The 22,830-nt window shown below is 73.9% G+C and carries 21 protein-coding genes; 5 read left to right on the forward strand and 16 right to left on the reverse strand.

Annotation, left to right across the window (positions count from 1 at the left end; all coding sequences use genetic code 11):
* Positions 1–27: 27 nt before the first annotated feature.
* From ricT to tmk, 6 genes are all read right to left on the reverse strand, one after another.
* Positions 28–864 carry a regulatory iron-sulfur-containing complex subunit RicT gene (gene ricT, locus AB0873_RS20635; protein ID WP_155329236.1) on the reverse strand — a complete coding sequence of 279 codons (837 nt, stop codon included), beginning with the start codon at positions 862–864 and terminating at the stop codon, positions 28–30.
* A gap of 295 nt (positions 865–1,159) precedes the next feature.
* Positions 1,160–1,837, reverse strand: a complete 678-nt coding sequence (locus tag AB0873_RS20640) for a hypothetical protein (RefSeq protein WP_155329237.1) — start codon at positions 1,835–1,837, stop codon at positions 1,160–1,162.
* Entirely contained in the window at positions 1,837–2,142 is a 306-nt protein-coding gene (locus AB0873_RS20645; RefSeq protein WP_366601366.1) for a hypothetical protein, read from the reverse strand. The genes AB0873_RS20640 and AB0873_RS20645 overlap by 1 nt, the downstream gene beginning before the upstream one ends.
* 1 nt (position 2,143) lies before the next feature.
* Complete coding sequence (locus AB0873_RS20650) at positions 2,144–2,473, reverse strand: YbaB/EbfC family nucleoid-associated protein (protein WP_155329239.1); 330 nt, start codon at positions 2,471–2,473, stop codon at positions 2,144–2,146.
* 146 nt (positions 2,474–2,619) lie between these two features.
* Positions 2,620–3,894: a DNA polymerase III subunit delta' gene (locus AB0873_RS20655; RefSeq protein WP_366601368.1), complete on the reverse strand. Its 1,275-nt coding sequence runs from the start codon at positions 3,892–3,894 to the stop codon at positions 2,620–2,622.
* A complete protein-coding gene (gene tmk / locus AB0873_RS20660) occupies positions 3,894–5,993 on the reverse strand; it encodes a dTMP kinase (protein ID WP_155329241.1) in 2,100 nt (699 codons plus the stop codon). The genes AB0873_RS20655 and tmk overlap by 1 nt, the downstream gene beginning before the upstream one ends.
* 332 nt (positions 5,994–6,325) lie before the next feature.
* Here tmk and AB0873_RS20665 point away from each other — a divergent pair, with 332 nt between their 5' ends.
* On the forward strand, positions 6,326–7,534 hold the full coding sequence (locus tag AB0873_RS20665) for an alanine racemase (RefSeq protein WP_366601370.1): 1,209 nt from the start codon (positions 6,326–6,328) through the stop codon (positions 7,532–7,534).
* An 84-nt stretch (positions 7,535–7,618) separates the two neighbouring features.
* On the opposite strand, the gene AB0873_RS20670 is transcribed toward AB0873_RS20665, so the two are convergent.
* A complete protein-coding gene (locus AB0873_RS20670; protein WP_155333944.1) occupies positions 7,619–8,212 on the reverse strand; it encodes a TetR family transcriptional regulator in 594 nt (197 codons plus the stop codon).
* Between the two features lie 226 nt (positions 8,213–8,438).
* On the opposite strand from AB0873_RS20670, the gene AB0873_RS20675 reads away from it, so the two are divergent.
* Positions 8,439–9,755 (forward strand): D-arabinono-1,4-lactone oxidase, encoded by a 1,317-nt coding sequence (locus AB0873_RS20675; RefSeq protein ID WP_366601372.1) that lies wholly within the window; start codon positions 8,439–8,441, stop codon positions 9,753–9,755.
* A gap of 164 nt (positions 9,756–9,919) precedes the next feature.
* Here the strand turns inward: AB0873_RS20675 and topA are convergent, their stop codons facing one another.
* From topA to AB0873_RS20705, 6 genes are all read right to left on the reverse strand, one after another.
* A complete protein-coding gene (topA, locus tag AB0873_RS20680; RefSeq protein WP_366601373.1) occupies positions 9,920–12,730 on the reverse strand; it encodes a type I DNA topoisomerase in 2,811 nt (936 codons plus the stop codon).
* Between the two features lie 274 nt (positions 12,731–13,004).
* Complete coding sequence (locus AB0873_RS20685; RefSeq protein ID WP_366601375.1) at positions 13,005–13,832, reverse strand: hypothetical protein; 828 nt, start codon at positions 13,830–13,832, stop codon at positions 13,005–13,007.
* Positions 13,823–14,365: a hypothetical protein gene (locus AB0873_RS20690; RefSeq protein WP_155329247.1), complete on the reverse strand. Its 543-nt coding sequence runs from the start codon at positions 14,363–14,365 to the stop codon at positions 13,823–13,825. The genes AB0873_RS20685 and AB0873_RS20690 overlap by 10 nt, the downstream gene beginning before the upstream one ends.
* Positions 14,366–14,656: 291 nt before the next feature.
* Positions 14,657–17,011 (reverse strand): sodium-translocating pyrophosphatase, encoded by a 2,355-nt coding sequence (locus AB0873_RS20695; RefSeq protein ID WP_366601376.1) that lies wholly within the window; start codon positions 17,009–17,011, stop codon positions 14,657–14,659.
* A 321-nt stretch (positions 17,012–17,332) separates the two neighbouring features.
* On the reverse strand, positions 17,333–17,767 hold the full coding sequence (locus AB0873_RS20700; protein WP_155329249.1) for an ATP-binding protein: 435 nt from the start codon (positions 17,765–17,767) through the stop codon (positions 17,333–17,335).
* The gene (locus tag AB0873_RS20705; RefSeq protein ID WP_155329250.1) at positions 17,767–18,102 is read right to left on the reverse strand and encodes an STAS domain-containing protein; all 336 of its coding nucleotides are present in this window, start codon (positions 18,100–18,102) and stop codon (positions 17,767–17,769) included. Before AB0873_RS20705 ends, AB0873_RS20700 begins: the two co-directional genes overlap by 1 nt.
* Positions 18,103–18,166: 64 nt before the next feature.
* Between AB0873_RS20705 and AB0873_RS20710 the strand changes: the two genes are divergently transcribed.
* The 3 genes from AB0873_RS20710 (at position 18,167) to AB0873_RS20720 (ending at position 21,600) form a co-directional block, all read left to right on the forward strand.
* Positions 18,167–20,632, forward strand: a complete 2,466-nt coding sequence (locus AB0873_RS20710; protein ID WP_366601378.1) for a DEAD/DEAH box helicase — start codon at positions 18,167–18,169, stop codon at positions 20,630–20,632.
* Positions 20,633–20,732: 100 nt separating this feature from the next.
* On the forward strand, positions 20,733–20,900 hold the full coding sequence (locus AB0873_RS20715; RefSeq protein WP_366601380.1) for a hypothetical protein: 168 nt from the start codon (positions 20,733–20,735) through the stop codon (positions 20,898–20,900).
* Between the two features lie 121 nt (positions 20,901–21,021).
* A complete protein-coding gene (locus AB0873_RS20720; RefSeq protein ID WP_155329252.1) occupies positions 21,022–21,600 on the forward strand; it encodes a hypothetical protein in 579 nt (192 codons plus the stop codon).
* 195 nt (positions 21,601–21,795) lie between these two features.
* On the opposite strand, the gene AB0873_RS20725 is transcribed toward AB0873_RS20720, so the two are convergent.
* The 3 genes from AB0873_RS20725 to AB0873_RS20735 form a co-directional block, all read right to left on the reverse strand.
* A complete protein-coding gene (locus tag AB0873_RS20725; RefSeq protein ID WP_366601382.1) occupies positions 21,796–22,197 on the reverse strand; it encodes an Rv3654c family TadE-like protein in 402 nt (133 codons plus the stop codon).
* A gap of 87 nt (positions 22,198–22,284) precedes the next feature.
* Positions 22,285–22,647: a TadE family type IV pilus minor pilin gene (locus tag AB0873_RS20730; RefSeq protein WP_366601384.1), complete on the reverse strand. Its 363-nt coding sequence runs from the start codon at positions 22,645–22,647 to the stop codon at positions 22,285–22,287.
* Positions 22,644–22,811, reverse strand: a complete 168-nt coding sequence (locus AB0873_RS20735) for a DUF4244 domain-containing protein (RefSeq protein WP_120727603.1) — start codon at positions 22,809–22,811, stop codon at positions 22,644–22,646. The genes AB0873_RS20730 and AB0873_RS20735 overlap by 4 nt, the downstream gene beginning before the upstream one ends.
* Positions 22,812–22,830 lie beyond the last annotated feature (19 nt).

Here is a 22,830-nt window from a genome sequence, read left to right on the forward strand (position 1 = left end):
GGAGCGGGGGTGGGGGTGGGGGTGGGGTTAGGGGTTGTAGTGGGCGTCGTGGGTTTGGCGGGGGGTGCAGACGGAGGCGCGGCTGCAGGAACAGCGGGAGCCGTCGGCGTCGAGGCGGACCGTCACCGCGTCCCGGGGGACACTGTGGCCCACGACCCGGCCCTGCCCCTCCGGAGTGCTCACCCGGGCGCCGATCGCCGGGGCGGATTCCTGGAAGCGCTGGTAGAGCGGGTGCTCGTACTTCAGGCAGCACATCAGCCGGCCGCACGCGCCGGAGATGCGCAGCGGGTTGAGCGGCAGGTCCTGGTCCTTCGCCATCCGGATGGTCACCGGCTCGAAGTCGGTGAGGAAGGTGGCGCAGCACAGGTCCCGACCGCAGGAACCGATGCCGCCCTGCACCCGGGCCGAGTCACGCGCGGAGAGTTGGCGCAGCTCGACCCGGCAGTGCAGGGTCGCGCCGAGATCCCGGACCAACGACCGGAAGTCCACCCGGTGCGGAGCGGTGAAGTAGATGGTGCTGCGCTCGCCGCCTTCCCCGCCGCCGAGCACATGATCCACGGCGACCACTTTCATCGGCAGGCCGTGCTCCCGGATCAGGCGCTTCGCCGCGACCTTGGCCTCCGCCTTGCGCCGGCGCAGCGCCTCGTCGCGGCGCAGGTCCTCCTCCTGCGCCAGCCCGGCCAACCTGGGGAACCCGTCGGTGTCGTCGGCCACCCACTGGGCGGCCCAGACGCACTCGGCAACCTCGGGCCCGTCGTCCGTCGGCACCAGCACCTTGTCGCCGACCTGCGGACGGAACTCGCCCGGGTCCAGGTAGTAGAGGCGCCCGTACCGGTGGAAGCTGACCGCGCACAGCATGCCCATGCCCTCACCCTACGTCCCCCGGACCGTCCCGGCCCGGCCGGCGTCGCGGGACGACTACGCCGTGCAGCCATTCATGTCGATCGAATCGGCCGATCCACGGGCCGTCCCGCCGGGCCGATGATCCTCGCCCGGACGGCTGATTCCGTCGCAACCGGCGGGACAAATCACGGCCCGGGGCGTTGAGTGGAAGGCAGACCTGCGGGGGGTGCAGGGGAAGGCCACGGCGTCGGCGCCGGGAGCCGGGGACGGCTCACGAGCGCGACGCCGTGCGCCATGTCGAAGGCACCCGCAGGTGTCACCGGCCCACCCGCGTCGAGGCGTCGTAACGGGGGTCACCGCTGACCGGTGCGCGCCACCGGGTCTCGGCCAGGCTCGGCCCCCACTGCCGCAGGAGCGTCTCCGCGCCGTCGTACGCGACGCAGAGCACCGCCAGCACCCGCGCCGCGATCTCGGCGGCCTCCAGCCCGGCCGAGGCGCGCGGGGTGGACACGGCGAGCGGCACCGACGTCGCGGCGACGACCGCCACCGCCTCGGTGGACCGCAGCACGTCGGCCAGGGCCCGGGCGAGCGTCAGCCGACTGCCCTCCACCCAGTCGGCGAGGGCGTCGGCGTACCCGGCGGTCGACTCCAACCGCCCCACCAGGCTCTCCGGCCCCTCGTCGAGGTGGCGCAGCAGCGCCGCGCGGGACTCGCCGTACGCGCCGGCGGCCGCGCCGGACCAGAGCACCGGGTCGGTGAGCGCGGCGGAGACCTCGTCGTACGCCGGGACGAGCCGGCGCACCGACCGGCCGGCACCGGCCAGCGGCGCGGGGTGCAGGTGCAGGAAGCTCCGGACGGCCTCGCCGGGGAGCACCTGCATGCGGCGCAGCAGCGGCCAGACCCGGTGCCCCTCGGGCGCGCCGGCGGCGAGCAGCGTGTCGACGCGGCGCAGCAGGTCGAGGCCGGGCTCGGCGAGCCGGTCCAGCGGATCCATCACGCCTCCCCGGCGAGCCGGCGGCCGGCGGCCCGGTCGACGTCGGCGTAGCGGTCGGCGGCGTCCCGGACAGCGGCCGCGGCGGCGGCGAGGCGCAGCGCGGCGGCGTGGGCCTCCCGGGCCCGGTCACCGGTGGCCGCCGTCCACTGCCGGTGCAGGGCCCGCCCGATCTCGCCCGGCCGGCCCGCCGCGTCGCCGCCGAAGGCGACCTCGGCCGGGTCGCCGGCGGTGACCGCGCGGGACAGGCCGGCCAGCGTCTCGCTCGCCGCGTCCAGCCGGGCGGCGAGGGCGCGCAGCACGTCCATGTCAGGCCCCCGCGAGCGGACGGTAGGCGGCGAACGTCTCGTTGTGCAGCTTCTCCCGGGCCCACTGCGCGGCGTCGGCGGCCGCCGCGACCGCGGCCTGGACGGAGCCGGCGACGTCGCGTGGGTGACGGTTGTGCAGGGGGCCGAGGAACCGCACGTCGGTGATCCGCCCGCCGGCGGTCACCACCACCTCGACCAGACCGTCCGGCGAGCGGACGGTGACCTCGACCGTCGTGACCGCCTGGTCGAACTCGGCCTGGAGGGACTCGACGCGGCGGTAGCGCCGCACCGCCTCCTCGATCCAGGCCTCGTCGATCTCCCCCCGCGGCATCCGCGCTCCTCCCGGACGGACCCGGACCTCACTCAGCGTGGCGTCATGGTCACCGTGCATGGCACACCGGACCGTACCGCACAGCAATCGCGCCTGTCGATGCCCTGTGGACGACCGGTCCGGCCGGTGGGAGCTGCCAGCGGCTGTCAGCCCTTCCAGAGGGCGAGCATCATCGCCTCGACGGCGATGCGGGGCTTCACGTTCGCCTCGATCGCCGCGCGGCAGGCCAGCACCGCCTCCAGGCGGCGCAGCGCGCCCTCGGCGTCCCACTTCCGCGCTCCGGCCTCGGCGAGGGAGGCGGTGTCGGTGTGCACGGGCGCGACGGACGCGCGCAGCGCCATGGTGAGCGCGTCCCGGTAGAAGCCGGCCAGGTCCACCAGGGCCCGGTCCAGCGCGTCCCGCTGCGCCCGGGTGGCCCGGGACTTCTGCCGCTTCTCCAGCTCCTTGAGCTGCCCGGCGGCACCCCGGATGGCGCCGGCCGCGCCCCGGCCGGTACCACCCGCGCCGAGGGCGGTCTCCAGCGCGGCGCGCTCGGCGGCGTCCGTCTCCGCCACCGACGCCTCGGCCTCCGCCTCGGCCGCCTCGATCAGCGCGGAGGCCGCGTCGAAGGCGGCACCCACCCCGGTCAGCCGGCGAGGCACCGCCAGCACCGCGTCCCGCCGCTTGCGCGCCTCGGGGTCGCGGGCCAGCCGCCGAGCCCGCCCGACGTGCCCCTGCGCGGCCGCCGCGGCCCACCGTGCCACGTCGGGCGCGATCCCGTCCCGCCGGGCCAGCACCTCGGCCACCGCGTCCGGCGGCGGCTGCCGCAGCGGTACGACGCGGCACCGCGACCGGATCGTCACGGAGATGTCGTCCGGGTGCGTGGACGGGGCGCAGAGCAGGAAGACGGTGCGCGGCGGGGGCTCCTCGACGGCCTTGAGCAGCGCGTTGCCGGCCGCCTCGGTGAGCCGGTCCGCGTCCTCGATGACCACCACCTGCCAGCGCCCGCCGGACGGGGTGCTGGCGGCGCGCAGCACCAGGGCCCGCATCTCGCTGACGCCGATGGAGAGCCCCTCCGGCACCACCAGCCGGACGTCGGCGTGGGTGCCGGCGAGCGTCGTGTGGCAGCCGGGGCAGGTGCCGCAGCCGGTGCCGTGGACGCACTGCAGCGCGGCGGCGAAGGCCCGCGCGGCGACCGAGCGGCCGGAGCCGGGCGGCCCGGTGAAGATCCAGGCGTGGGTCATGCCCGCCCCCGGGTCGCCCGGCGACACGCCACTCGCGCCCGGCGCCACCTCGACCTCCTCGACGAGGGCGGCCAGCTCGTCGGCGTCGTCCGGCCGGTGCGCGGCGGCGCGCAGCACGGCGGCGGCCGCCGCGGCGGCCCGGCGCAGGGTGTCGACCGCCTCGTCCTGGCCGACCAGGTCGGCGAAGACGTCCGGCATCAGGTCCGATGCTCCATCGTCACCAGCTCCGCGTCGGATAACTCCGGCTGCACGGAGGTGTCCGGGCCACTCGCCGGGCGAGGGTGCGCGATGCCGCCCGGCGCGCCCGCCATCTCGTCGATCCGCCGGGCCACCGACTCGGCGATCTCCGTCACCGGGCGGGAGGCGTCCAGCACCAGGTAGCGCTTCGGGTCGGCGGCGGCGAGGTCGAGGAACGCGTACCGGACCCGCTCGTGGAAGCTCACCGACTCCGCCTCCAGGTGGTCGCGGTCCTCGCCACGGCTGGCCACCCGGGACAGGCCGGTACGCGGATCCACGTCGAGGAGCACCACCAGGTCGGGCTTGAGCCCACCGGTGGCCCAGGAGGAGAGCCAGGAGACCTCGTCGACCGGCAGCGTCCGCCCGGCGCCCTGGTACGCGAGCGACGAGTCGACGTAACGGTCGCTGATCACGACGCCGCCCCGGGCCAGTGCCGGCCGGACGACGGTGGCCACGTGGTGGGCCCGGTCGGCGGCGTAGAGCAGTGCCTCGGCGCGCGGCGACGGCACGTCGGAGCCGGGCTGGCCGAGCAGGAGGGACCGGATCCGCTCGCCGACCGGGGTGGCGCCGGGCTCGCGGGTCACCACCACGTCCCGCCCCTGCTCCCGCAGCCGGTCGGCGAGGAGACCGAGCTGGGTGGACTTGCCGGCTCCCTCGCCGCCCTCGAACACCACGAACAGCCCGGTGGAGACGAACGGCTCGGCCGGCATCAGCGGGCGCCCGCGTACCGAGCCCCACAGGTCGGCCAGGACCGGGACGCCCTTCTTGTCGTCCATCTGCCCGAACGCGCTGATCCCGGCGAAGATGCCGGCGGCGCCGGCGACGAGCAGCAGCAGCCGGGTCGACGAGACCGAGAACTCGGCGCCGGCGACGTCGAGGGTGCGGGAGCCGCCCAGACCGGCGAGGAGGCTGCCCAGCGCGATGGCGAGGATCAGCACCAGCCGGGTGCCGATCTGCACGACGGCGAACACCCGGCCGCGGACCTCGTCGGCGATCTCGCCGCCGAGGAGGGTGACGCCGGAGAGGAAGGCCATGCCGGCTCCGGCGCCGACCAGGATCGCGCCGACCATCGCCATGGACAGGTGGATGGCGAAGGCCAGGGTCATCACCGCCGCGCTGGCCAGCACGATGCTCATGCCGAACCAGCGGCGGCGGGACATCTCCTTCACGATCATCGGCCCGAGGCCGATGCCGACCGCCAGGCCGATGAAGATGGCGCCGAAGAGCAGGAAGAAGGCCGCGTCGCCGGCGTTCAGCGAGGTGGCGAAGAACTGGGCGGTGCCGATCACGATGCCGCCGCCGGCGAAGGCGCCGAAGATGCCGAGCACCAGGCCCCGCACCAGCGGGGTCTTGCCGATGAACCGCCAGCCCTCGGTGAACTGGCGGAGCATGGTCTGCTCGGTGCGCTCCCGCTCGCCGGGCCGCGCCTGGCTGATCTCGCGGATGCCGAACGCGACGACCAGGGCGGTCGCCAGCCGGGAGAACGCGTTGATCCAGAGCGCGAGCTGGGCCGGTTCCGCCCAGGACGGGAGGTCCCCGCCGGTGACGGTCCGCACGCTGCGGTCCAGCACCGCCGCGACGATCGCGGCGAGCACCGGCGTGATGCCGTACGTGGTGATGAGCGTGAGCTGGTTGGCGGCCTCGAGTCGCGCCCGGGGGATCAGGTTGGGGACCGCGGCCTCCTTGGCCGGGATCCAGAGCAGGGTGACCGACTCGATCAGGAAGGTGGCGACCGCCGCCCAGCCGACCACCACCGGCCCGCTCGCGCCGAGCAGCGCGACCAGCGGGATCGAGGCGAACAGCAGGAACCGCAGCACGTCGCAGATGACCATCGTCCACCGCCGGTCGAACCGGTCGGCGAGCACGCCGGCGATCGGACCGAGCACGAGGGCGGGCAGCAGGCGGACGGCGATCACGCCGCCGAAGGCCGCGCCCTTCGCGGTGCTCCCCTCCACCTGGGAGGCCGCGAAGACGGACGTGGCGAGCAGGCCGAACCAGTCGCCGAACGAGGCGGCGCCGAGCACGATCCAGAGCCGCCGGAACGGGCGGATGCGCAGCACCGAGCGGATGGCGGCGTAGCCCGAGTGGTCGGGCTGCGCGGCGGTCTTGGCTCCGGACGTGGACGGGCCCGGCTGGGCGCCGGTCGAGTCGGGCTGCGCTCCGGACGGCGACACGCCGGGCGACTCGCCGTTCTGCTGGCTTTCGATGGCCGTACCTCCACGTGGCGGCCCATCGCTGGGCGGTCCCGGTGCAACACTCTAGACCCGGTGGGGACCCTCCCCACCGCGACATTCCCCTGCTCGCCGAGCGTAGGCCGACGCGACCACCCACCGCAGCCCGGACGGACGCGAGGGTATTTCGCATTGAGCCCGGGACGGTTAGCGTGCACCACGTGGCCACCGACAGGCACGACCTTCGCGATCGACTCGACCGCGCCACCGCGGACCTCGACCCGCCGTACGCGGTCGTCGACCTCGCCGCGTTCGACGCCAACGCCGCCGCACTGGTGGACCGCGCGGCAGGTAAGCCGGTCCGCGTCGCCAGCAAGTCCGTCCGCAGCCGGGACCTGATCGCCCGCGCCCTGGCGAACCCGGGCTGGCGGGGCGTGATGGCGTTCACCCTGCCCGAGGCGCTCTGGCTGGTCCGCTCCGGCGTGACCGACGACGCGCTGGTGGCGTACCCCACGGCCGACCGGTCCGCGCTCGCCGAACTGGCGGCCGACCCGGCGCTCGCCGCCGCGGTGACGCTGATGGTCGACGGCACCGACCAGCTCGACCTGGTGGACTCGGTCGCCGCCCCCGATCGACGGTCCGAGCTGCGGGTGTGCCTCGACCTGGACGCGTCGTGGCGGCCACTGGGCGGGCGGGTGCACGTCGGCGTCCGCCGCTCACCGGTGCACAGCGCCCGGGCGGCCGGCGCGCTCGCCGCCACCGTCGCGGCCCGCGCCGGCTTCCGGCTGGTCGGCCTCATGGCGTACGAGGCGCAGATCGCCGGCCTGGGCGACGCGCCGCCGGGGCGGGCGGCGCTCGGCGCGGCGATCCGGCTGGCCCAGCGCGGGTCGTACCGCGAGCTGCTGGCCCGCCGCAGCGCGGCGGTGGCCGCCGTCCGCGAGCACGCCGACCTGGAGTTCGTCAACGGCGGCGGCACCGGCAGCGTGGCCGCCACCAGCGCCGATCCCGCGGTCACCGAGGTCACCGCGGGATCGGGCCTGTACGGGCCGACGCTGTTCGACGCCTACCGGGCCTGGCGCCCCACCCCGGCGGCGTTCTTCGCCTGCGCGGTGGTCCGCCGTCCCGCCCCCGGCTACGCCACCGTGCTCGGCGGCGGCTGGATCGCCTCCGGCCCCGCCGAGCGCAGCCGGCTCCCCCGGCCGGTCCTCCCGGTCGGGCTGGAGCTGGTCGGCACCGAGGGGGCCGGCGAGGTGCAGACCCCGCTGACCGGCACGGCCGCCGCGACGCTGCGGGTCGGCGACCGGGTGTGGTTCCGGCACGCCAAGGCCGGCGAGCTCGCCGAGCACGTCAACGAGCTGCACCTGGTCGACGGCGACACCGTGGTGGCGACCGTCCCGACGTACCGCGGTGAGGGCCGGGCCTTCCTGTGAGCCGCCGGCGAGGCGACGCGCCTGCGTGGTCGCGTCGCCGCCGACCGGGCCGGTTGCGGGCGGTCCGGGCAGGTCGTACGGCGGTCAGGCCGGCTGGGCCACCTCCGCCGGCTGGCCCGCGCTCTCCCGGGCGTCGACCTGGCGGTGCAGGTACTCCCGGATGAGCGCCTTGGCCTCGGTCAGCACCCGGGCGTCGCCCTCCGGCTGCCGGCGGAACGCCAGCTTGATGAGCGCGTCGGAGGCCTCGACCGCGATCTCCAGGTGGAACCGGAGGTCCGGTACGTCGGTCAGCCCGAAGCGTTCGGTGAGCACGCGGGCGAGCTGATCGGCGATCACCCCGTTGTTGTCCCGCTGCTCATCGAGCAGGTGCAGGTCGACCACGTCGCCGAAGTGCAGGGTACGGAACCCCGGGACAGTACGGTGCATCGTGATGTACTCGTCGATCGCCGCGTCGACACCGTCCCACCAGTGGGTCAGGTCGTCCGAGGCGAACCTCTCGTCGAGCCGCTGGAGGTAGGACTCCATCGTGCGCAGGGTCAGCGCCTGCACGATCGCCCGCTTGTCCGGAAAGAACTGGTAGACCGACCCGATCGCCACCTCGGCACGCTCGGCGAGCAGAGTCGTGGTCAGCCCCTCGTACCCCACCTCGTCGACGAGCTCGGCACAGGCGTCCAGCATCCGCTGGACCCGCGCGACACTTCGACCCTGCACCGGTACGCGGCGCAGCGGCCCGGTCGTGGCGGCTGGTGTGGACACTCGGCGCCACCCCCCTTCGACGGATGAACATATCTGCACGTCACGAGTCCGTGACTACCGGTACAACGAGCGGACCTCGATTGCGGTATTTACCAGGTACAACGTTCCTGATATGAAGTCAGTTCATATTCATGTCGAGGAGTGTCCCATGGTCGCCACCGCACCCTCCGTAACCGCCTGGTCGAACTGGGCCGGCAATCAGCGTGGCACCGCCACGGCCGTCCTGCGTCCCAGGTCCGTCGACGACGTCGCCGACGCCGTCCGGGCCGCCGCCACAGCGGGCGAGCGGATCCGGGCGGTCGGCAGCGGCCACTCCTTCACCGCCGTCGCGCTGACCGACGGGCACCGGATGGAACTCTCCGACCTGGACACCGGCGTCCGCGTCGACGTCGACCGTCGACTGGTCACCGTACCCGCCGGGATCACGCTGCGGGCGCTCAACCGGCTCCTCGCCGAGCACGGGCTGGCCCTGCCCAACCTCGGCGACATCGACGCGCAGACCGTCGCCGGCGCGATCTCGACCGGCACGCACGGCACCGGCGCCGGGTACGGCTGCCTGTCCACGTTCGTCGAGTCGCTCACCCTGGTCACCGGCACCGGCGAGGTGCTGCACTGCTCCGCCGACGAGCAGCCCGACGTGTTCGCCGCCGCCCGGGTCTCGCTCGGCGCGCTCGGCGTGCTGGTCGACGTGACGCTGCGCTGCGTGGACGCGTTCGTGCTGCTCGCGCACGAGCGGCCGGCGCCCCTCGCCGGTGTGCTGGCCGACCTGCCGGCCCTGCTGGGCCGCCACGACCACGTCGAGTTCTACTGGTTCCCGTACACCGACCGGGTGCAGGTCAAGACCAACGACCGGGTGCCCGCCGACGACCGGCCGCTGCCCCGCTGGCGGGGCTGGCTGGACGACGAGTTCCTCGCCAACACCGTCTTCGCCGGGGCCTGCCGGCTGGGCCGCGCCGTGCCGGCGCTCGCACCGACCATCAGCGCGGTCTCCGCGCGGGCGCTCGCCGAACGCCGCTACACCGGCCGCTCCGACGCGGTCTTCTGCACCCCGCGCCGGGTCCGCTTCGTGGAGATGGAGTACGCGCTGCCGCGCGACGCCCTCGTACCGGCCCTGGACGCCCTGCGCGGGATCGTCGACGGGCTACCGTTCAAGGTGCTGTTCCCGGTGGAGGTGCGGTTCACCGCCGCCGACGACGTCTGGCTGTCCCACGGTCACGGCCGGGACTCCGCGTACATCGCGGTCCACCAGTACGTGGGCATGCCGTACGAGCCGTACTTCCGGGCCTTCGAGGAGGTGGCGGCCGGGTTGGGCGGCCGGCCGCACTGGGGCAAGCTGCATTGGCGCGACGCGGCGTCGCTGGCGTCCGCGTACCCGCGCTGGCAGGCCTTCCAGCAGGTCCGCGACCGCCTCGACCCTGACCGTGTCTTCGCGTCGCCCCACCTGGACCGGGTCCTCGGCTCCTGACGCCGGACGCCCCCGCCGCCGGGCTCGGGTGACCGGTCCGGCCCCTTTGCTCTGCTTCACTCCACGCACCGGTTCCGCTCAGAAAGCGTTGCGTCCGTTGAAGCAGAGCAAAGGGCGCCGAGCAGGGTCGCGGCCGCCATGACACCGCGCGGCCCGAGACGGCGTCACTCCGTCGACGTCGTGGCCTTCTTCGGGGCGACCTTCTTGGCCGGGGTGGCCTTCGCGGTCGTCGCCTTCTTCGCCGCCGTCGCCTTGGTGGCCGCGGCGGTCTTCTTCGCCGCGGTCTTCTTGGCCGGCGCGGCCTTCTTCGCCGCCTTCTTGCGGGGCGCCGGACCCTTCGCCCGCTTCTCGGCGAGCATCTCCGACGCCTCCTCCATGGTCAGCGCCTCCGGCGTCTGGCCGCGCCGCAGCGACGCGTTGGTCTCCCCGTCGGTCACGTACGGCCCGAACCGCCCGTCCTTGATGACCAGCGGCTTCTCGGTCAGCGGATCGACGCCCATCTCCCGCAGCGGCGGCGCGGCCGCCCGGCGCTGGCGGGTCTTCGGGGCGGCGAGCAGGGCCAGCGCCTCGTCGAGGGTGACCGTGAACATCCTGTCCTCGGAGTCCAGCGACCGGAACTCCTCGCCCCGCTTGACGTACGGCCCGTAGCGGCCGTTGTTGGCGAAGACCTCGTTGCCCTCCGGGTCGACGCCGACCAGCCGGGGCAGGCTGAGCAGCTTGAGCGCCTCCTCGAAGGTCAGCGAGTCCGGCGACTGGGAACGCAGCAGCGACGACTTGCGTTCGCCGCTGGCCACGTACGGGCCGTACCGGCCGGACTTGAGCAGGATCGGCTCGCCGGTGGCCGGGTCGTCGCCGAGCTTGCGCTCGCCCCCACCGCCGAGGAACAGCTCGTGCACCTTCTCCGGCGTCAGTTCGTCCGGTGCCAGCCCCTCCGGGATCGGCGCGCGGTCGCCCGGGGCGCCGCCCTCCTCGCCCTCCGCCTTCGGCGGCGGCACCTCGCCGGGAATAGCCCGCTGGAGGTACGGCCCGAACCGGCCGACCCGCACCACGACCTCGCGCCCCTCGTCGTCGGTGAACAGCGGGATCGAGTTGACGCTGCGGGCGTCGATGTCGCTCAGGTTCTCGGTGACCAGCTTCTTCAGGCCACCGGAACGGGCGATGTCCTGGTCGCCGGCGCCGTTGGCGCTGCCGAAGTAGAACGCGGTCAGGAAGTCGACCGCCGCGTGGTCGCCACCGGCGATCTCGTCCAGCTCGTTCTCCATGCTGGCGGTGAAGTCGTAGTCGATCAGGCGCGGGTAGTGCCGCTCCATCAGCCCGACCACCGCGAACGCCAGGAACGACGGGATCATCGCCTGCCCGCGCTTGAAGACGTACCCCCGGTCCTGGATGGTCTGCATGATCGACGCGTACGTCGACGGGCGGCCGATGCCCAGTTCCTCCAGGGCCTTGACCAGGGACGCCTCGGTGTAGCGGGCCGGCGGCTGGGTGTGGTGGCCCTGCGCGGCCAGCTCGTCGGCGGTGAGCGGCTGGTCCTTCACCAGCGTGGGCAGGCGGCGCTCGGCGTCCTCCGCCTCGGCGTTCTCGTCGTCGCTGGACTCGACGTACGCGCGCAGGAAGCCCGGGTCGGTGATGGTCTTGCCGGTGGCGCCGAAGTCGGCCTCCTCGCCGCTGGCCGTGGTCGCCCGGATGCGCACCGACACGCTGGAGCCGACCGCGTCGGTCATCTGCGAGGCGATCGTGCGCCGCCAGATCAGCTCGTAGAGCTTGAACTCCTCGGCGGACAGCTCCTTGGCCACCTCACCCGGGGTGCGGAAGTTGTCGCCCGCCGGGCGGATCGCCTCGTGCGCCTCCTGCGCGTTCTTCACCTTGCCGGTGTAGCGGCGCGGCTCCGGCGGCACGCTGCGCTCGCCGTACAGCTCGACGATCTGCCGGCGGGCCGCCGCGATGGCGGTCTCCGACAGGTTCACCGAGTCGGTACGCATGTAGGTGATGTAGCCGTTCTCGTAGAGCCGCTGCGCGGTGCGCATCGTCTGCTGCGACGAGAACCGCAGCTTGCGGGCCGCCTCCTGCTGGAGGGTGGACGTGATGAACGGCGCGTACGGCCGCCGGCGGTAGGGCTTCTCCTCCACCCGGGTGACCGTGAACGGCCGGCCCTCCAGCCGGGCCGCCAGCCCGCGCGCCCCGCCCTCGTCCAGGTGGACGACACCCGCGCCGGCCTTCACCCGGCCGGTGGTCGGCTCGAAGTCCTTGCCGGTGGCGATCCGGTCGCCGTTCAGCGCGATCAGCGTGGCGTTGAAGGTGCGCGGCCCCTCGCCGGCCCGGGCGACCGCGAGGGTCGCGAGGATGTCCCAGTACTCGGCGGTGCGGAACGCCATCCGCTGGCGCTCCCGCTCGACGACGATGCGGGTCGCCACCGACTGCACCCGGCCCGCCGACAGCTTCGGCATGACCTTCTTCCACAGCACCGGCGAGACCTCGTAGCCGTAGAGGCGGTCGAGGATGCGGCGGGCCTCCTGCGCGTCGACCAGGTCCCGGTCGATCTCCCGGGGGTTGGCCACCGCGGCCTGGATGGCCGGCTTGGTGATCTCGTGGAAGACCATCCGCTTGACCGGCACCTTGGGCTTGAGCGTCTCCACCAGGTGCCAGGCGATCGCCTCGCCCTCGCGGTCCTCGTCCGTCGCCAGGAGGATCTCGTCGACCTCCTTGGCCAGCTTGGTCAGCTTGCTGATCTGCTGCTTGCGGTCCGGCGAGACCACGTAGAGGGCGTGGAAGCCGTTGTCGACGTCGACGCCCAGCCGCGCCCACGGCTCGCCCTTGTACTTCGCCGGCACGTCGGCGGCGTTGCGCGGCAGGTCGCGGACGTGCCCGAAGCTGGCCTCCACGACGTACCCCGGGCCGAGGTAGCCCGAGATCGTCTTGGCCTTCGCCGGTGACTCGACGATGACCAGACGGGTGGTTCCAGCGTTGCTCGGCACGTCTCTCCCCGACCTCACTCCTGTTCGTGACCGCCCGGCCGCCCGGTTCGGGCCGCACTCGACCCCGCCGGGCCCGGCGGTCCGGATGTCCAACGTAACGCGTCGCCCGCGATTCGGGTTTCGCGGGCGACAAACCACTCCCTCTCGCGGCCGGCGGGGCCGGACGGCGCCACCGTACACCGCCCGTGGCCCGCCGAGTGGTCTCCCGTGACGAACCAGCCCTGCAGCCGACCCGTCCCCACCCGTTCGCCGCCCCCACCCTCGTCCCTCGTCCTCAGGGGCGGATGGGCCAGGATCCCGGTGGGGTGCGCGGCGGGGGGTCGCCGATCAGCTCGGTCAGGCGGGTCAGGTCGCGGCGACCGGTGACGCGGTAGGCGGGGACATCGGGGTCGAGCACGGCGTTGGGCAGGCCGGCCGCGGCCAGGGCGGCGCCGACCGCCGCCAGGTGCGCGTCGGCGGCGGCGCCGAGGCGCAGCAGGACGTCCGGCGGCTCCACCGACCCGGCGGCCGCGAGCCACAGCCGCAGTCGCCGGCCGTTCAGGTGGAAGCCGTCCGGCGGGCGCTTCGCCGGGCCGTCCAGCCACGCCGCCGCGAGCGGCTTCAGGAGCCGGGTGTACGACGTCCGCACCGCGTGCCGCCCGTCCCCGGTCTCCGCCCAGCTCGCCCGCAGGCCCCGGGCGGCCAGTTCGGCGACGAGCACGTGCACCCGCCACGCGGCGTCGACCACCACCGCCATCCGGGCGGTGCCGCCCATGACCGACACGTCGGCGGGCCCGGCGAGCAGGCCGGCCAGGTCGGCGACGGACGGGTCGGTGGCCTCGGCGCCGAAGAAGGTCAACTGCCGGCGGGGATCGTCCGGGTCCGGCGGATGGCCGGCGGGGCGGGACCCGCCGCTCCGCCCCGGGCCCTCGTCCGCCTCGGCGGTGCCGGGATCCGCCCCGGCGCCCGGGTCCGCCGCGCCGACGGACGGCGGATCGGCGGGCGGGGCGGGACGCCGCCGGCGAGCGGGTCGCGCGGGAGCCGGCACGGCCGGCTCGGGCACCGGGAAGAGCGTCGGCAGCGACTCCGCGTCCGACGATCCGGCGGCACCGCTCAACGACACTCGGGGACCTCGGCGAAGGCGCGCTTCAACTCCTCCGAGTTGAGCCGGGTGGTGTCCAGCGCGCTGGCGTCGTACTCCCGGTTCAGCGTCTCCACCGCGGCCCGCACCCCGTCGTAGAAGACGGTGGGTTGGCTGGTGCTCAGGCCGTCGATGACGTCGCGCGCCTTGCCGTACGCGTCGCGCATCCGCGCCAGCGACGTCCGGAAGCCCTCCGACACCTCGGCCCCCTTCTCGGCGTCCGGAATGCCGGCCTGCTCGACCTTGCGCCGCGCGGTCTCGCTGGCCTGCTCCGCGCCGTCGAAGAGCCGCACCAGGTTCTCCTTGGCCTGCGCCGGTGTGGTCTGGGCGGTCATCTGCTGGTCGGTGCTGCTGGTGAGCTTGCTGATCTCGGCGCGCCAGGGTGTCAGGGCCGAACAGACCGACGCCGCCCAGGCCCGGGGGCTCGGCCCGCCGGCGCAGCCCGCGCCCAGCAGGACGACCGTGGCCAGCAGCGCCGTCAGCTTTCCGGCGGCTGCCGCCCGGCACGTACGCATGCGTTGCAGCGTACGGCGTCGCGTCCCGCCGCACACCGGTCAGGTTGGCCGGTGTGCGGTCCCCGGCCGGTCAGGCCCGACCCGCCGGTCCTGCGCTCGGCCCGCCGGTCCCCGGTCGATGTCGGCCCGCCGGTCCCCGGTCGATGTCGGCCCGCCGGTCCCCGGTCGATGTCGGCCCGCCGGTCCCCGGTCGATGTCGGCCCGCCGGTCCTGCGCTCGGCCCGCCGGTCCCCGGTCGATGTCGGCCCGCCGGTCCCCGGCCGGCCACGCCGGCCGGGGACCGGGTCGGGTTCAGGCGTTGACCGTCTCCGGTCGCTGGTCGGGGTTGCCGGCGCCGGTGCCGGTGCCGGAGTCCGCCATCGCCACGCCCTTGCGCTTGCTGAACACGACCGCCGCGACGACGACCAGCGTCGCCACCACCGCGATGGTGATCCGCAGGCCGGTGTTGCGTTCGTCGCCCACGCTCCAGGCCACCACGGCCGGGGCGATCAGCAGCGAGACCAGGTTCATCACCTTGATCAGCGGGTTGATTGCCGGACCGGCGGTGTCCTTGAACGGGTCGCCGACGGTGTCGCCGATGACCGTCGCGGCGTGCGCCTCGGAGCCCTTGCCGCCGTACGCGCCGTCCTCGACCATCTTCTTGCTGTTGTCCCAGGCGCCACCGGAGTTGGCCAGGAACACCGCCATCAGCGTGCCGGCACCGATGGCGCCGGCCAGGTACGACGCCAGGGCGCCCGGCCCGAGGCCGAAACCGACCGCGATCGGCGCCATGATCGCCAGCAGGCCGGGGGTCATCAGCTCGCGCTGCGCGTCCCGGGTGCAGATGTCGACGACCTTGCCGTACTCGGGGCGCTGCGTGCGGTCCATGATCCCGGGCAGCTCGCGGAACTGCCGGCGGACCTCCATCACGACGGCGCCCGCCGAGCGGGACACCGCGTTGATGGCCAGCCCGGAGAAGAGGAAGACCACCGCCGCGCCGATGATGAGGCCGACCAGGTTGCGCGGGTTCGCCACGTTCAGCGAGTTGAGGATCTCGGCGCCGACGTCGGCGACACCCGCGTCCGAGTACGCGGTGCGCAGCGTGTCGGTGTACGAACCGAACAGCGCGGTGGCGGCGAGCACCGCCGTGGCGATCGCGATGCCCTTGGTGATCGCCTTGGTGGTGTTGCCGACGGCGTCCAGCTCGGTCAGCGTCCGGGCGCCGTGCTCGTCGATGTCACCGGACATCTCCGCCACGCCCTGCGCGTTGTCGGAGATCGGGCCGAAGGTGTCCATGGCGACGATCACGCCGACCGTGGTGAGCAGGCCGGTGCCGGCCAGCGCGACGGCGAACAGCGACAGCGTGATGGAGCTGCCGCCGAGCAGGAACGCGCCGAAGACGCCCGCGGCGATCAGCAGCGCCGAGTAGACCGCCGACTCCAGGCCGACGCTGATGCCGGCGAGGATGACGGTCGCCGGGCCGGTCTGGCTGCTCTTGCCGATGTCCTGCACCGGGCGGCGGTTCGTCTCGGTGAAGTAGCCGGTCAGCGCCTGGATCGCCGCCGCCAGCACGATGCCGATGACGACCGCGCCGATGGCGACCACGCGCGGGTTCTCGTCGACGTCGGTCAGGCCGCCCTCCAGCTCGGCGAAGGTCGCCGGCAGGTACGCCCAGGTGGCGGCGGCGACCAGCACCGCGGAGAGCAGCGCCGAGATGTAGAAGGCCCGGTTGATGGCGGTCAGGCCGGAGCGGTCCGAGGCGCGCAGCCGGGTGATGAAGACGCCGATGATCGCGACGAGCACACCGATGGTGGAGATGATCAGCGGGAAGACCAGGCCCTGCTCGCCGAAGGCGGCGCGGCCGAGGATCAGCGCGGCGACCAGGGTGACCGCGTACGACTCGAACAGGTCGGCGGCCATGCCGGCGCAGTCGCCGACGTTGTCACCCACGTTGTCGGCGATGGTGGCGGCGTTTCGCGGGTCGTCCTCGGGGATACCCTGCTCGACCTTGCCGACCAGGTCGGCGCCGACGTCGGCGGCCTTGGTGAAGATGCCGCCGCCGACCCGCATGAACATGGCGAGCAGCGCGGCGCCGAAGCCGAAGCCCTCCAGCACGGTCGGGGCGTCACCCTTGAAGAACAGGACGACCAGCGCGGCGCCGAGGAGACCGAGGCCGACGGTGAGGAAGCCGACCACGCCACCGGTGCGGAACGCGATCCGCATGGCCGCCTCGCGGCCGCCCTCACGCTCGCGGGCGGCTGCGGCGACCCGCAGGTTGGCCCGGGTGGCCAGCCACATTCCGGCGCCACCGATGAACGCGCTGAACAGCGCGCCGACGACGAAGAAGGCCGATCGGCCGATCTTCACCGCCGTCTCGCTGCCGTCGGTGTCGTGCACCGGCAGCAGGAAGAGCAGCACCACGGCGACGACCACGAAGATCGCCAGGGTGCGGAACTGCCGGAGCAGGTACGCCGAGGCGCCCTCCTGCACCGCCCCCGAGATCTCCTGCATGTTGGTGGTGCCTCTGCCGGCCGCCAGCACGGTCCTCGTCAACGTGGCGGCGAAGACCAGCGCCACGGCCGCGATCACGGCGGCGAGAACCACGTACGTGACATTGTCCCCGGTGAGGGAGATCCCGCCGCTGTCTGCGGCCAAGGTGTCGGACATCTGTGTCCTCCTGTACCGAACGCTCGCGCCCGACCGGTGGAGACGCACCGGCCGGCGCCTGGATGCGGTGTCGCAAGCACGCGCCAACCCACCCCGAGCGGACCAGCGATGAACACCGTTCCCGCTGGGTGCGGGATGGATCACTTGCTGACAACCCGGGTACTGTAGCCCTCCGCAGTGTCGGAGGTCACACCGAGGGGCCACCGTGTCCGGATGATCTTCGTCGCTGTGTTATGAGGAGAAATCTGATATAGGAGGGCGTCCATGACGATCAGGCCGCGCCCCCTGATCGGGACGCGGCCTGCGGCAAGAAAGATCAGGTCAGCGGGCGACCGGCCACACCATCCGCACCTCGGTGCCGACTCCCTCGTCCACCGGACGCACCTGGAGGTCCTCGACGAAGCCGGCGAGCAGCGCGAAGCCGACGCCGGTGGTCAGGGCGTCCTCGCTGAGCGACTCCTTGGCCAACTCGTCGGGCGGCAGCGCGGCCAGGCCGATCCCGGCCTCGATCGGCGCCCGGTCGACGACCCGCACGGCGTACGCCCCCGAGTCGGACATCTCCACCAGCACCGGGTCGGGCAGGCCGTACTGCCGGTGCAGGGCGACCGCCCGGGTGCACGCCTCACCGATCGCGAGCCGCACCTCGTCGAGCAGGTCCTCCCGGACGCCCGCCCGCCGGGCGACCGCGACCCCGACCAGTCGGGCGGTGCGGACGTGCACCGGTGCCGGCGAGAACGAGAGGCGGACGGTGGCCATCACGCGCCGGTCGCCGCGTCGACCGTCGGGTGGAGCGGGAAGACCTGGTCGAGTGCGGTGATCCGGAAGATCTTCAGCAGTGGCTCCTTGTCGCACACGAGGGCGAACGTGCCGCCCGCGGTGCGCAGCCGTTTGAGGGCGCCCACCAGCACGCCGAGCCCGGTGGAGTCGAGGAAGTCCACCCGGCCGAGGTCGACCACGACGTGCCGGGCACCGCCGTCGATCAGTTCGAGGAGCCGTTCGCGCAGCCGGGGGGCGGTGTAGACGTCCACCTCACCGCCGACCTCGAGCACCGTGTGCTCGCCCACGGTGCGGGTCGCCAGTGACAGCTCCATCGGTTCCTCCTCGCAAGAGCCGTAAACTCTCCAGGGCATTCAACCACTACCGCCGGATGCCCTGATGGTCACCGGCGGCGGCCCACCTCTTACCCCGGGCCCCTGCTTTTCATCTCCGAACACCCGTGCGAGAGTGCAGGACGTGACTGTCGACAGCTTCAGCTCGGCGCGTCTGACGCCGCGCCACGACCTGAAGCCGTCGGTCGCCGCCACGCCGAGCGCCGGCCCCGGCCCCGCGCCGGCCGACCTGCTGGCCCGGTTGCGCGCCCGTGGCGAAGCCGACCCGGTCACGCACGTGGAGCGGGTGCCGGCCCGCCCCGGCACGCCCGCGCCGTGGCCCGACTGGGCCCCGGCCGAGCTGCGAGCGGCGTTCGCCCGCCGGGGCGTGGTCGCGCCGTGGCGGCACCAGGCCGAGGCGGCCGATCTCGCGTACGCCGGGACGCACGTCGTCGTCGCCACCGGCACGGCCTCCGGCAAGTCGCTGGCGTACCAGCTGCCCGCACTGGCCACCCTGCTCGCCGACCCCCGGGCCACCGTGCTCTATCTCGCGCCGACCAAGGCGCTCGCCGCCGACCAGGTGCGCGCCGTCGCCGACCTGGAGTTGGAGGGGGTACGCCCCGCCTGCTACGACGGGGACACCCCGCGCGCCGAGCGGGAGTGGATCCGGCGGCACTCCCGGTTCGTGTTGACCAATCCCGACATGCTCCACCACGGCATCCTGCCCGGGCACGCGCAGTGGTCGGGCTTCCTGCGTCGACTCGCGTACGTGGTGGTCGACGAGTGCCACACCTACCGGGGGGTGTTCGGCTCGCACGTCGCCCACGTGCTGCGCCGGTTGCGGCGGCAGTGCGCGGGCTACGGGCGTACCCCCGTCTTCGTGCTGGCCTCGGCCACGTCGGGTGACCCGGCCGCGGCGGCCGGGCGGCTCACCGGCCTGCCGGTGACGGCCGTCACCGAGGACACGTCGCCGCGCGGCGGGGTGACCTTCGCGATGTGGGAACCGCCGCTGCTGCCCGCGGCCACCGCCTCCCCCGACGACGTCGATCTCGCGCCGGTCCGACGGTCCGCGCTGCGGGAGACCGCGGACCTGCTCGCCGACACGGTCGCGTCGGGGGTCCGCACGTTGGCCTTCGTCCGATCCCGGCGGGGCGCCGAGGTGGTGGCCGCGAACGCCCGGCGCGCCCTGGACGACGCGGTGCCCGGGCTCGGTGAGCGGGTGGCCGCCTACCGGGCCGGCTACCTGCGCGAGGAGCGGCGTGAACTGGAGCGGGCGCTGCTGCACGGCGACCTGCTCGGGCTGGCCTCGACGAACGCGCTGGAACTGGGTGTCGACCTGGTCGGGCTGGACGCGGTGCTGATCTGCGGTTACCCGGGCACGCGGGCGTCGCTCTGGCAGCAGGCCGGCCGGGCCGGGCGCTCCGGCCAGGAGGCGCTGGCCGTACTGGTGGCCCGGGACGACCCGCTCGACACCTATCTCGTCCACCACCCGGAGGCGGTCTTCGGGGCGCCCGTCGAGGCGACCGTGCTCGACCCGGCCAACCCGTACGTCCTCGGGCCGCAGTTGGCGTGCGCGGCGGCCGAGGCGCCGCTCACCCCGGCCGACCTGGAACTGTTCGGCGACGGCGCGAAGGAGGCCGTCGACGCGCTGGTGGAGGCCGGCGCGCTGCGGCAACGGCCGACCGGCTGGTACTGGCGGCACCGGGAACGCCCCGAGGTCGACCTGCGCGGCGAGGACGGCGCGCCTGTCTGCGTGGTGGAGGCCGCGACCGGCCGCCTGCTCGGCACGGTCGACGGTGGGTCGTCGCACTTCCTGCTCCACACCGGGGCGGTCTACCTGCACCAGGGCGTGTCGTACGTCGTCGACACCCTCGACCTCGCCGACGGGTGCGCGCTGGTGCACCCCGAGGAGCCGGACTGGTCCACCCATGCCCGGGACGTCACGTCGCTGTCGGTGGTGTCGGTGCGGTCGTACGTGGACGCCGGGCCGGTCGGGCTCTTCCTCGGCGAGGTCGACGTGACCAGCCAGGTGGTGTCGTACCAGCGCCGGCGGATCGCCACCGGCGAGGTCATCGACACCCGCCCGCTGGACCTTCCCGCCCGTGAGCTGCGCACCGTGGCGGTCTGGTTCACTCTCTCGCCGGAGTCCCTCACGGCGGCCGGGGTCGACCCGGCCGACGTGCCGGGCGCACTGCACGCCGCCGAGCACGCCGCGATCGGGCTGCTGCCGCTGATGGCCACCTGCGACCGGTGGGACATCGGCGGACTCTCCACGGCGGTGCACCCGGACACCGAGGCGCCGACGGTCTTCGTGTACGACGGGCACCCGGGTGGGGCCGGTTTCGCCGAGCGCGCGTACGGGACGGCGTCGGCCTGGCTGCGCGCGACCCGGGACGCGATCGCGGAGTGCGCCTGCGAGTCCGGCTGCCCGTCGTGCGTCCAGTCCCCGAAGTGCGGCAACGGCAACAACCCGCTCTCCAAGCCGGACGCCGTCCGGGTCCTCGACGTGGTGCTGGCCAACCTTCCGGCGTGAGGGCGTCCCACCAGGTGCCCGCCGGGCATGGAACGTCGCGCGCCGGGGCATTCTTGGGAGCGCTTCCATGGATCTGTTTCTCCCTGCCAACGGAGGGATCATGGCCGACACCATCGCCGAGACCGTCGACCTGCTCTACACGATCGACCAGGACAACCTCACTCCCGACCAGCAGATCGCGCTCGGCACCGCCCTCGCGACGCTCGCCCAGGCCGAGCGGCTGGACCAGATCAACGAACGGCTGCACGCCATCCACCAGATCCTTTAGACCTGGGCCCTGCGCACGACGGCCGACGGCCGCTGCTGACACGCGGCCGTCCGGGGCTCAAGCGGCAGGCGGCGGGGCCCGGGCTGTGCGAGACTCCGCCCCACCCTCTGAAGGAGATCTCATGCAACCCGACAATGTGCAGGCTCAGCAGCAGTTCCACATCCGGCAGCGGATCCGGTTGATGGTCAACCAGTACGAGGTCCACGCCGTCGCCCCCGACGGCTCCGAAGGCGGCCTGTTGGCCTTCGCGCAGCAGAAGCGGCTCGCCTTCAAGGAGCAGGTGACGATCTACACCGACGACTCGAAGCAGCAGCCGCTGCTCGGCTTCAAGGCGCGGCAGCGTCTCGACCTCGGTGCCACGTACGACGTCACCGACCACGCCGGCAACCCGATCGGGGCGTTCCGCAAGGACTTCGCGCAGTCCCTGCTCCGCTCGACCTGGCACGTCGAGCAGGCCGGGCTGCCCCAGGTGACCGGGCAGGAACGGTCCCTGCCGGTGGCCCTGCTCCGGCGCTTCGTCGACTCGCTGTCCTGGCTGCCGTACCACTTCGACTTCGTCGCGGACGGCCAGCCGGTCTTCTCCGTCGTCAAGCAGTGGGGTCTCCGCGACCGGTACGTCGTCCAGATCCAGCACCCGGAGATCGACCGCCGGCTGGTGATCGCGATGGCCATCGCCCTGGACGCCCTCCAGGCCCGCTGACGTCAGCCTTCGGCCCGGGCCGAAGTCGCCGTCGCCGTCGCCGGGTACCGGCCCCGGTCTCGGTCCGGGATCCGGCCCGGGTTTCGGCCCCGGTTCCGGCCCGGGTTCCGGCCCCGGGATCCGGCTCGGGTTTCGGCCCCGGTTCCGGCCCGGAATCCGGCCCGGGTTTCGGCTCGGGCGGGCGCCGTCGCCGGGTCAACTCGGACGCGCCCCGCCGCCCGCGCCGTTCGTCGCCGCCCCGGCTCGGACCGGGCCGGCCCGGGCGCGGGCGGTCGCCACTCGGGTCAGGCCCGGCATCGGTGTCACCGTCACCTCCGCCGTGATCAGGACGTCCAGCCCGTCGAGCCGGCAGTCGACCAGCCGTCCCCCGTTGTCCGAGACGACGCTGGCGGCCGACGCGCACGCCGCCGCACCGCCCCGGACGGCGTCACCGGCACCGGCCAGGGCACCGAGGTCCGCCGCGACACCGGCGTGCTGCCGCGCGACCCGGGTGGCCGCCACCGCCGCGCCGGCCGTACCGAACAGGACGAACGCGATCCCGACGGCGAGCAGGAGCACGCTCGCGCCACCCCGGTCTTCGTCCACGTCGACCCTCATGTCGTTCCCCCCGATCGGATACGTCATTCCAGCGCGGCAGATCTACGCTCATGTCTGGGGCGGAGGTGTCCGATGGCGATCTGCGGATCACGGGAGGTGGGCGCCGGGCTCGACGGCGGCCACAACGGTCGCGGCGACCGTGAGCCGGGGAAGCCGAGCACCCAGAGCACGGACCGGGGCCCGGACCGTCGCGCGTACCCGGTCCCCGTCCACGGTGATGGACACCTCCGCCCCGGGCGGGGCGACCCGGTCAGCGGCGGCCCGTCCGTCGTCGCCCCGGGAGGCGGCGATCGCCGCCTCCCGGGCCGCGTGCAGGCATTCGCCCTTCGTGCCCACCGCGTGGACCGCGGTCAGGCCCGTGAACAGGAACAGCAGCAGCGCCGGAAGCCCGGCCGCCAGTTCGGCGGTGAAGGATCCGCGGTCACGGCCGGCCCACCGGCGCCGCGTCACTTGAGTGCCCGGTCGATGACGGCCGTCAACGCGGACTGCACGTTGCCGGAGGTCAGCACCTTGAGCAGGATGCCGGCGAAGGCGACCGCGGCGAGCGTGCCGACGGCGTACTCGGCGGTGTTCATCCCGGCGTCCCCGCGAAGGCGGGCGATGAGTCTGCGCATGTGCGTTGTCCTTTCTCGA

The organism is Micromonospora sp. NPDC047707, assembly GCF_040704235.1.
GTDB lineage: Bacteria > Actinomycetota > Actinomycetes > Mycobacteriales > Micromonosporaceae > Micromonospora.